This is a genomic window from Pseudomonas fluorescens, assembly GCF_001902145.1.
In the GTDB taxonomy this organism is placed as follows: domain Bacteria; phylum Pseudomonadota; class Gammaproteobacteria; order Pseudomonadales; family Pseudomonadaceae; genus Aquipseudomonas; species Aquipseudomonas fluorescens_BV.
Genome location: NZ_MRST01000015.1, coordinates 157,806 through 167,817 on the forward strand (window position 1 = coordinate 157,806; position 10,012 = coordinate 167,817).

A 10,012-nucleotide genomic window follows, 5' to 3' on the forward strand; every position below is an offset into this window, starting at 1 on the left:
GCAGACAGTTGGTTGGCCAAACTCTTATGCCTCACTGCAAGTCACCTGACTATTGTCAAACCGGATGGGGACAACAACGAACCGTGACTGGCATCAGTCACGATCCATCGCTGCACGCTCGTTGGTGAGAAAAACCGGGCATTGCTGCCCGGTTGTCGGGAGGTGGCGCTACACCACGTTGATGCCGCTTTGTACCCACAGCTGATGGGCCTGATCTTCCGGGCTGGTGTAGATCACGTACTCCAGACCGTTCTCTACTTGCGTCACACCGCCAGTCCAGTCGCCGGTCAGGTGCACGCTGTCCTGATCGTCGCCGTGGATCATCAAGCGCTCCGACTCAGGCCCGGTGATGGACACCAGGTCTTCCAGGCTCAACGTCAGGTCAACCGCGCTGATATCGTTCAGGTCGATACTGTGCACATCGCTGACTTTGCCGATCAGGTCGGTGAGGTTAATGGCGGCATCCCCCCCTTCCCACAGCAACCCGTTTGCACCCGCGCCGGCATCGACGTGGGTGAAGTCGGTGTCATCAACCACCACGGCATCGTGGTGCTGCGCATCAACGTTGGCGGCGTCATCCGCGGGCTGTTCCACCGCCCCGAGGGTAGCGGCAAAGCCGGCGCCCTCAGTGGCAGGCGCGCCCGGGTTGGCGTCGTCCCAGACCAAGTCACGGTCTGGCGAGTCGATGCGGATGTACACGTCTGCGATTTCTTCCTGCCCCGTCGGCGTGGTGAGTTTGTAGGTGAATTTATCCACCTGGCCAATCTCATCCAGCGTCAGGCCGGCATCCGGCGTGTAGACGTATTTACCATCGGCAAAGACGGTCAACGTGCCGTGTTCACCGACGACTTTCGCCCCCGTCTGCCCAGGTACCACGTAGGCCCCGGCCACCAGCACGCTCAACACCGTCAATGGCGAGCCGAGCACATCTGGCCCGGCCAGGCTGCCAGCCAACAGGTCGCCGGTGGCGTTGGTCATTTCACCGGCCACAAATTGCGTGGTGAAGGTGGTGGTCAAGGTCTGAGCCACCGTGATGGTCGACAATGACAGCACCGAACCTGTGGATGCGGTGACCCGATACGAACCGGCGTCCAGCCCGGTGAACGTATGCGACGCCTGGGTGGTGGTCTGTTGCGTTTCCCAAACACCAGCAATCAGTTTTTGCAGATTGACGGTGGTGGACGGCAACAGGGTCAAGCCAGAAGCACTGACATCGACTTTCAACGCTGCAACAGAGTCGGCAGCCACCACGATGACTTGGCCGGTGCCCGAGCCCGTACCGATAACCGGCAGGTTGTAGCTCAAGGCTGGCTCGGTTACCTCTGTCACCAGGTTGACGATCGCTATCTGCGCCGAGCCCAGATCATCGTTCGCAACCGTGCTGACCGTGCCTGGAGCCGATGGGTCTGTGGCGTTCCAGGTCACGTCGACACTTGGGCTATCGATGCGCACATACAAGGTGGCGGCGGCAGAACCACCTGCACCATTGACCAAGTGGTATTCGAACGCATCCACTTTGCCGATGTTGGCGACATCGCCGTTCGGGGTGTACTTGTAGTCACCGTTGGCAAAAATAGTCAGTTGACCATATTGGCCTTGCAGCACCGTGCCGGTAGTGGCGTCCGCATCGACGAACTCACCGCCGACCTCGACCTGCACCTTGACGGGCCCGCCGTTGCCCGGCACATCCGGGGTGCCTCCAACACCAGGATCGGTGATGACGTTGCCGGAGACTTCGGGACCGGCTTCGCCAGTGAACTCAGTCAGGCTGTCGTTGGTGACGCTCAATACCGCCGTTGCACCCGCACCGATACTCACCAGGTTTGGATCCAGCTTGAGCGTGAAGCGGTATTGCCCGGCCTGCAGCCCTTCGATCTCGGCAGTGGTGCTTTGACCGAACAGGCCCAACAGATCCAGCAAGCCCGAACCGTTACTGCCCTGCTGAACCGGCAACCAGCCACCCGCACCGTCGCTCACCTCCAGAACCGCGGTGAACCCACCGCCTAGCAGCGACACCAGATCCGCCTGGGCAAACTGCAGGTTCAGCGTGCCACTGGAACCCTCGGCAACCGAGAATTCCTGCGCCTTGGTGTGATCGCCCAGGATGATCCCGCCGACACCCAGCAGGGTGAAGACACGCATATCGGCCAGGCTGGTGTTGGATGTAACGGGTTTGATGGTCACTTCGCTTGTGGCGAGGTCGTCGAAGGCTTCGAGGTCGGCGTCGGCATCGGCGTCGGCATCGGCATCGGCATCGGCATCGGCGTCGGCGTCAGCATCGGCATCGGCATCGCTCGGCGTCAGCATCGGCATCGGCATCAGCATCGGCATCGGCATCGGCATCGGCGTCAGCATCAGCGTCAGCATCAGCATCCGCATCAGCATCAGCATCAGCATCAGCATCAGCATCAGCATCAGCATCCGCATCAGCATCCGCGTCGGCATCGGCATCCGCATCGGCATCAGCATCAGCATCGGCATCAGCATCAGCATCAGCATCGGCGTCGGCATCGGCATCCGCATCCGCATCAGCATCAGCATCGGCGTCAGCATCCGCGTCAGCATCGGCATCGGCATCGGCATCAGCATCGGCGTCGGCGTCGGCATCGGCATCAGCATCGGCGTCAGCATCGGCGTCAGCATCAGCATCAGCATCGGCGTCCGCATCAGCATCGGCATCGGCGTCGGCGTCGCCGTCGGCGTCGGCGTCGGCATCGGCGTCGGCGTCGGCGTCGGCGTCGGCGTCGGCATCGGCATCGGCATCGGCGTCGGCATCGGCATCGGCATCGGCATCGGCGTCGGCGTCGGCGTCGGCATCGGCATCGGCATCAGCGTCGGCATCGGCATCGGCATCGGCGTCGGCGTCAGCGTCAGCATCCGCGTCAGCATCGGCGTCGGCATCGGCGTCGGCGTCGGCGTCGGCATCGGCATCAGCATCAGCGTCGGCGTCGGCATCAGCATCAGCATCAGCATCGGCGTCGGCGTCGGCGTCGGCATCGGCATCGGCATCGGCATCAGCATCAGCATCGGCATCGGCATCGGCATCGGCATCGGCGTCAGCGTCAGCATCCGCGTCAGCATCGGCATCGGCATCGGCATCAGCATCAGCATCAGCATCAGCGTCGGCGTCGGCGTCGGCGTCGGCATCAGCATCAGCGTCAGCATCAGCGTCAGCGTCAGCGTCGGCATCAGCGTCAGCGTCAGCATCAGCGTCAGCGTCAGCGTCGGCATCAGCATCAGCATCAGCATCGGCGTCGGCATCAGCATCGGCATCGGCATCGGCATCGGCATCGCTCAGCATCCGCGTCAGCATCGGCATCGGCATCGGCATCGGCATCGGCGTCGGCGTCGGCATCAGCATCAGCATCGGCATCAGCATCAGCGTCGGCGTCGGCGTCGGCGTCGGCGTCGGCGTCGGCATCAGCATCAGCATCAGCATCAGCATCAGCATCGGCGTCGGCGTCGGCGTCGGCGTCGGCGTCGGCGTCGGCATCAGCATCAGCATCAGCATCAGCATCAGCATCAGCATCAGCATCAGCGTCGGCGTCGGCGTCGGCGTCAGTATCATCAATATCAACGGCAACCACGGTAGTCGGGACAGACTCATTCCCAGCAGCGTCCGTCAAGGCGACAGCAAGCGTTTCGCCGTTAACCTGAGGCGTATTCAACGTGACCTGGAAGGTGCCGTCACCACCGACCGTACCGCTGCCGATTACGTTGCCATCGGTATCTTTAATGGTCACCGCGGTATTGGGTTCGCCTTTACCGCTGAGCGTTGAGCCGTCGGTGCTCAACGTCAGGTCGGTCGGTGCAGAAGGTGCGGTGGTGTCACCCGCCACCACAGGGCTGGCAGGTGATTCATTGCCGGCAGCGTCTTTGAGAGCGACGCTCAGCGTTTCGCCGTTTGTCTGCGGCGTGTTCAATGTGACCTGGAAGGTGCCGTCACTACCGACCGTACCGCTGCCGATTACGTTGCCATCGGTATCTTTAATGGTCACTGCGGTATTGGGTTCGCCTTTACCGCTGAGCGTTGAGCCGTCGGTGCTCAACGCCAGGTCGGTCGGTGCAGAAGGTGCGGTGGTGTCACCCGCCACCACAGGGCTGGCAGGTGATTCATTGCCGGCAGCGTCTTTGAGAGCGACGCTCAGCGTTTCGCCGTTAGTCTGCGGCGTGTTCAACGTGACCTGGAAGGTGCCGTCACCACCGACCGTACCGCTGCCGATTACGTTGCCATCGGTATCCTTGATGGTCACCGCGGTATTGGGTTCGCCTTTACCGCTGACGGTCAAACCGTCAGGGCTGACCTCCAACTCCGAAGCGGCGGCCGGCGCCGTGGTGTCAGCAGCGACAACGGTCGCAGGCGGCGACACCTGGCCTGCTGCGTCTGTAAGGGTGACCTGCAGCGTTTCACCATTGGTCTGCGGCGTGCTCAGGTCGATCTGGAAGCTGCCATCGGCACCCACTTTGCCGGTACCAATCACATTACCGGCAGCATCGCTGATGGTGACGGTGGAATTGGGTTCGCCCTTACCGCTGACGGTCAAACCGTCAGGGCTGACCTCCAACTCCGAAGCGGCGGCGGGTGCGGTGGTGTCACCAGCGACAACGGTCGCAGGCGGCGAGACTTGGCCCAAGGCATCCTTGAGGGTGACTTGCAGCGTTTCACCGTTGGTCTGCGGTGTGCCCAGATTGACCTGGAAATTGCCATCTGCGCCGACGGTGCTGGTGCCAAGCACATTACCCGCAGCATCTTTGACCGTTACCGTCGTACCGGCCTGGCCTTTACCGGTGAGGAGCGTGCCAGCGCTGTTGACGGCCAGACCGCTCGCGGCTCCCGGAGCGGCTGGCGGTGAATCGTTACCACCGCCGCCGCCGCCGCCGCCGCTCATTGCCGCAGCAGCACCGCCCACGGCGAGTATCCCCAATCCCCACAGCACCCAGCTCGGGATGGAACTGTCTGCGGCGATGGCGGCCACACCCAGGTCGTCGAGGGTCGAAATTTCAGTGAAGGTGAAACCCGAATAAGGCGTGGAATAGTTGCCAAGCAGCAAAGTACCGTCTGCACCTTCCAGCACCAGTTGGTTCTTCGCACCGTCGGCGCCCACCACAAAGAAGTTCTGAACCGTGACGGTTTCACCGGACTTCAGCGTGACTACCAGATTCTGCCCGGACTGTTGAAACGACTGAACGCTTTCCGGCCCGAAGGGCATTTTTACAATGCTGGTCCCTTTGAGGCTGGTAGTTCCCAAGGCATGTTCCGTCGTCGTCCCCGTCGCCTTGTCAACAACTGTTATATTTTTCATCTCTCACCCGTTTCAATGTATGGACACACAAAGCTCAGCGCGAGCGAATGCCCACGACGGTGATTACCGCCGAGCGCTGAATTTGTTTTTGCGTTATTGGTGAACTGTTCGGAATAAGTGGCGATCAACCCACGCCCGTTTCTTCACGTAGGCGCAAGTTGATGGCCTCGGACTCGCTACTCGCTGGCGGCGATAGATGTGACAGGTTCGCAAGCCTGGAAGGCGCCGCCACCGGCAATGAGTGAGTACGCCCGCAAGCCCACAAATCGAGCAATCGGGAGAGATGGAGAGCCATAAGACTGGTCTTGTCGAGTCCCTGACCGTTTTGGGCCAAAGCAGCCGATCGTTCGGCAACACTCGCTTTCCGCTTCCTTTCGCTAGCCATTTCTAAGGCACCTGCACAACCTGGAAAAAGTAGAACACTGCGGTGAAAACTGCGGCGGTATACCCACCTGAAAACGCCCGCAAACCAGATACTAGCGAGGCAATAGCCGACATCAAAGGGAAAACTAAACAGGTACTAAGCACACATACTTAACGCTCATGCTCATCACATATATGACGCCCATCAGTTATTTTTTCATCATCACACCATGATAATTAATCACTCCACCCATGCGCTCCACATGATGAATCAATGATCAAAAACCGAGAAAACCCATCCAATTTTTCAAAGTTGTAATAATTTATTTCAAGGCGACACACACCTTAAACAGGCTCATGCGAACCAGTTAGTTGATTAGTAATAAAAGCGCATATAGCAGCGAAGCTCGCGTAATGCGAGACAGCAAAAATTGTTAATCACGAGGGGAATTAGATATTAGGGGGATACATCGAGGCACAGGTGCGCAAGGCGCCTGAAATGCTGCGAACGCAGAGACAAGCCAATCTCCGAGAGCCCGCCGAACGGGGCTCTCGGAACTTACCCTTATTGAGGTTTGCGATAGCTATTGATGATGGCCGAGAAGTCTTTACCGCCCTCCCCTCGCTGGCTCATCGACTGATACAACTGCTGGGCCACTGCGCCGAGAATCACCGGCTGATGCGCCTGGCGCGCAGCCTCAGTCGCAAGACCCAAATCCTTGAGCATCAGGTCGGCACCAAACCCACCGGTATAGCCACGCGATGATGGTGCGGTTTCGATCACACCCGGCCAAGGGTTGTAGGTATCGGAACTCCAGCAGCGCCCGGTGGAGCTGTTGATGATGCCGGCCAGCACTTGTGTATCAATGCCAAGTGCATCGCCCAGGGCCATGGCTTCGCTGACGCCGACCATGCTGATACCCAGCAGCAAGTTGTTGCAGATCTTGGCGATTTGCCCGGTGCCGACATCACCACAGTGCACGATGTTGCGGCCCATCTGCGCCAGCACCGGTTGCAGGGTGGCGAACAGTTCCGGGTTGGCGCCGACCATAAAGGTCAGCGTCCCGGCCTGGGCACCGCCGGTACCACCGGAGACCGGTGCATCGGCCACAGCCACGCCTTGTTTCGCCGCTGCTGCCGCTACATCACGGATGGTTTGCGGGTCGATGGTGCTGCAATCCACCGCCGGCACGCCTTGGCCGATGCCCGCGAGCACGCCGTCGTCATTGAGCCACACGCTGCGCACGTGGGCGGCGGCCGGCAGCATGGTAATCACCAGTTCGGCACCTTGGGCCGCATCACGCGGTGAGCTGCTGATGGTGCCGCCCAGTTCGGCGAGTTCCTTGAGTACCGCCTGGTTCAGGTCGAACAGGTTCAGCGCGTGCCCAGCCTTGATCAGGTTGCGGGCCATGGGCGCGCCCATGTTGCCCAGGCCGATAAATGCAATCTTCATGGTCGTCTCCCAGGTTCAGCGCAGGTTGATGGTGGTGTTGACGCCATCGTTGACCGTATCGTCATCGAACCAGCGGCTGGTGACGGTTTTGGTCTGGGTGTAGAACTGCACCACTTGCTTGCCGTACGGGCCCAGGTCGCCAAGCTTGGAACCGCGCGAGCCGGTGAAGCTGAAGAACGGTACTGGCACCGGGATCGGAATGTTGATGCCGACCTGGCCCACATCGATTTCACTCTGGAATTTACGCGCCGCCGCACCGCTCTGGGTGAACAGGCCCGTGCCGTTGCCGAACGGGTTGGCATTGACCAGGGCAATGGCCTCATCGAGGGTGTCGACTTCCAGCACCACCAGCACTGGGCCGAAGATTTCCTCGGTGTAAATGCGCATGTCGGTGGTCACGCCCGAGAACAGGGTGGGGCCGACAAAGTTGCCGTGCTCAAAGCCCGGCACCTTGATATCGCGGCCATCGAGCTCCAGCTTGGCGCCTTCCTTCACACCGCTTTCAATCAGCTCCAGGATACGTGCTTTGGCACGCTTGGAAATCACCGGGCCGACATCCGTGCCCGCTTCGCTGCCGGCGTTGACCTTGAGCTTTTGTGCCAGCGTCTTGAGGTCTGGCAGCCACTGCTTGGCCGCGCCCACCAACACCACCACCGAGGTGGCCATGCAGCGCTGGCCCGCCGCGCCGAAACCGGCACCGACCAGGGCATTGAGGGTGTGTTCACGGTTGGCATCCGGCAGCACCACCGCATGGTTCTTGGCGCCCATCATCGACTGCACACGCTTGCCGTGTTTGCCGGCCAGGTCGTAGACATGGGTGCCCACAGCAGTCGAACCGACGAAGGACACCGCCTTGATGTCTTTGTGAGTGCACAGTGCATCCACCACATCCTTGCCGCCATGCACCACGTTGAGCACGCCGGCTGGCACACCGGCTTCCAGCGCCAGCTCCACCAGCAGCATCGTCGACAGCGGGTCCTGCTCGGACGGCTTGAGTACAAAGGTGTTACCGCAGGCAATCGCCATCGGGAACATCCACAGCGGAATCATCGCCGGGAAGTTGAACGGGGTGATGCCGGCGCACACGCCGATAGGCTGGCGCAGGGTGTAGGTATCCACGCCGCCGGCCACGTTCTCGGCGAACTCGCCCATTTGCAGGGTGCCAATGGAACAAGCGTGCTCGACCACTTCCAGGCCACGGAAAATATCGCCCTCGGCATCGGCAATGGTCTTGCCCTGCTCGGCGCTGAGGACTACAGCAATGCGCTTGGAATGTTCGCGGATCAAGGCTTGCAGCTTAAGCATGATGCGCATGCGCGCGCCGATCGGCGTCAGCTTCCAGGTCTGGAAGGCGCGGTGGGCGGCATCGATGGCGGCGTTGACTTCATCGGCGCTGGCAAACGGGACTTTGGCCAGCACTTGCTGGGTGGCGGGGTTGACGATGTCTTGCCACTCGGTGGTCTTGGACTCGACCCACTCGCCGTTGATCAGCAACTTGACCTGTTGCACGGAAATATCGGCAGATGCGTTCATGTGGTCTCCAGAATCTTGTAGTTATGCAGAGAACCAAGGCGTTGAATCGCCTTGAAGAATGAGGCGTTCGGACTGTTTTTGGAGTATAGATGTGCAAATCTCTAATAAGAACGCACATAAAAGCCGGTCTAATATGCAAAAAAACATCACCTCCCTGGGCGCCCTGAACTGGGATGACCTGAAGTTTTTCCTCGAAGTAGCCCGCACCCGCAAGGCCAGCGTGGCCGCCAAGCGCCTGGCGGTGGACTACACCACCGTGTCGCGGCGCATCAGCTCTCTGGAAGTGTCCCTCGGCACGCTGCTGTTCGAAAAATCCCGGACCAACGGCTTCGTGCTCACCACCGAGGGCCAGCGTTTACTCGGCTACGCGGAGTCGATCGAAAGCACCCTGCACATGGCCTGTGAGCAAGTCTCCGGCTCCGGCGTGGCGCTGTCCGGCCATGTGCGCATGGGCTGCACCGAAGGCTTCGGCAGCTTCTTCGTCACCCCGCAACTGAGCCACTTTGTCGACACTTACCCTGCGATCTCGGTGGATATCCTGCCCCTGCCCCACTTCATCAGCCTGTCCAAGCGTGAAGCCGACATCGTCATCGCCCTGGAACGCCCGGAACACGGGCCGTATGTGTGCTGCAAACTGTGCGACTACAAGCTGCAGCTCTACGCCACCCAGGACTACCTCGACCAACACCCGCCGATCGGCAAACCTGCGGATTTGGCCGAGCATCCGTTTATCAGCTATGTGGATGATTTGGCCTTCAGCTCAGAGTTGCTGTACCTGGCCAACGTCGTGCCCGGCGCCAGCGCAAGTTTGCGCAGTACCAGCGTGATCGCGCAGTACGTGGCGGCGCAGCAAGGCCGGTCGATGGCGATATTGCCGTGTTTTTTGGCGGCGCAGGACCCGCGCTTGTTACCGGTGCTGGGGGAGCAGATTGCGATTACGCGGCAGTTCTGGATGTACTGCCGGGAGGATTTGAGGAAGTTGAAGCGGATCACGTTGTTGTGGGATTACATCAGGGAGGTGACGGAGCAGAATCAGGGGTTGTTGATGGGGCAGACGCTGGAAATGCGGTTTGCGGACTAAATGTGTGGCTTGCCTGCGATAGCGGTGGGTCAGCTCCAGATGTTTAACCTGATGCACCGCTATCGCAGCATAGGTATCTACACAACTTTGTAGGCTGTAGCAGCCGACGGTAACCACGATGCGAAGCGAGTCGCTCTTGATCTTGATCTGCTCCCCCGGTGTCAGGGTAGTTGTCGTGTCCCCCGCTTTTTGAAAAGCATTCCGGGGGCGGCAAGAGTATGGTCATGCCTTTCTACTCAGAAGAACGTAAAGCTGCGCTGCTGAAAATGATGCTTCCGC

Annotated in this window: 5 protein-coding genes; 1 reads left to right on the forward strand and 4 read right to left on the reverse strand. The window is 60.3% G+C overall.

Annotated elements, in window-relative coordinates:
• Nucleotides 1-168: 168 nt before the first annotated feature.
• The 4 genes from BUE92_RS03335 to BUE92_RS03350 all read right to left on the reverse strand — a co-directional run bounded on the left by BUE92_RS03335 (nt 169) and on the right by BUE92_RS03350 (nt 8,652).
• Entirely contained in the window at nt 169-2,655 is a 2,487-nt protein-coding gene (locus tag BUE92_RS03335; RefSeq protein WP_256673933.1) for a BapA/Bap/LapF family large adhesin, read from the reverse strand.
• 605 nt (nt 2,656-3,260) lie between these two features.
• Complete coding sequence (locus BUE92_RS28440) at nt 3,261-5,303, reverse strand: Ig-like domain-containing protein (RefSeq protein ID WP_178380676.1); 2,043 nt, start codon at nt 5,301-5,303, stop codon at nt 3,261-3,263.
• A 928-nt stretch (nt 5,304-6,231) separates the two neighbouring features.
• Nucleotides 6,232-7,119, reverse strand: a complete 888-nt coding sequence (mmsB, locus tag BUE92_RS03345; RefSeq protein ID WP_073521914.1) for a 3-hydroxyisobutyrate dehydrogenase — start codon at nt 7,117-7,119, stop codon at nt 6,232-6,234.
• Nucleotides 7,120-7,134: 15 nt separating this feature from the next.
• Nucleotides 7,135-8,652, reverse strand: a complete 1,518-nt coding sequence (locus BUE92_RS03350; RefSeq protein ID WP_073521915.1) for a CoA-acylating methylmalonate-semialdehyde dehydrogenase — start codon at nt 8,650-8,652, stop codon at nt 7,135-7,137.
• Nucleotides 8,653-8,785: 133 nt separating this feature from the next.
• Between BUE92_RS03350 and BUE92_RS03355 the strand changes: the two genes are divergently transcribed.
• The gene (locus BUE92_RS03355; RefSeq protein ID WP_073521916.1) at nt 8,786-9,733 is read left to right on the forward strand and encodes a LysR family transcriptional regulator; all 948 of its coding nucleotides are present in this window, start codon (nt 8,786-8,788) and stop codon (nt 9,731-9,733) included.
• Nucleotides 9,734-10,012: the final 279 nt, after the last annotated feature.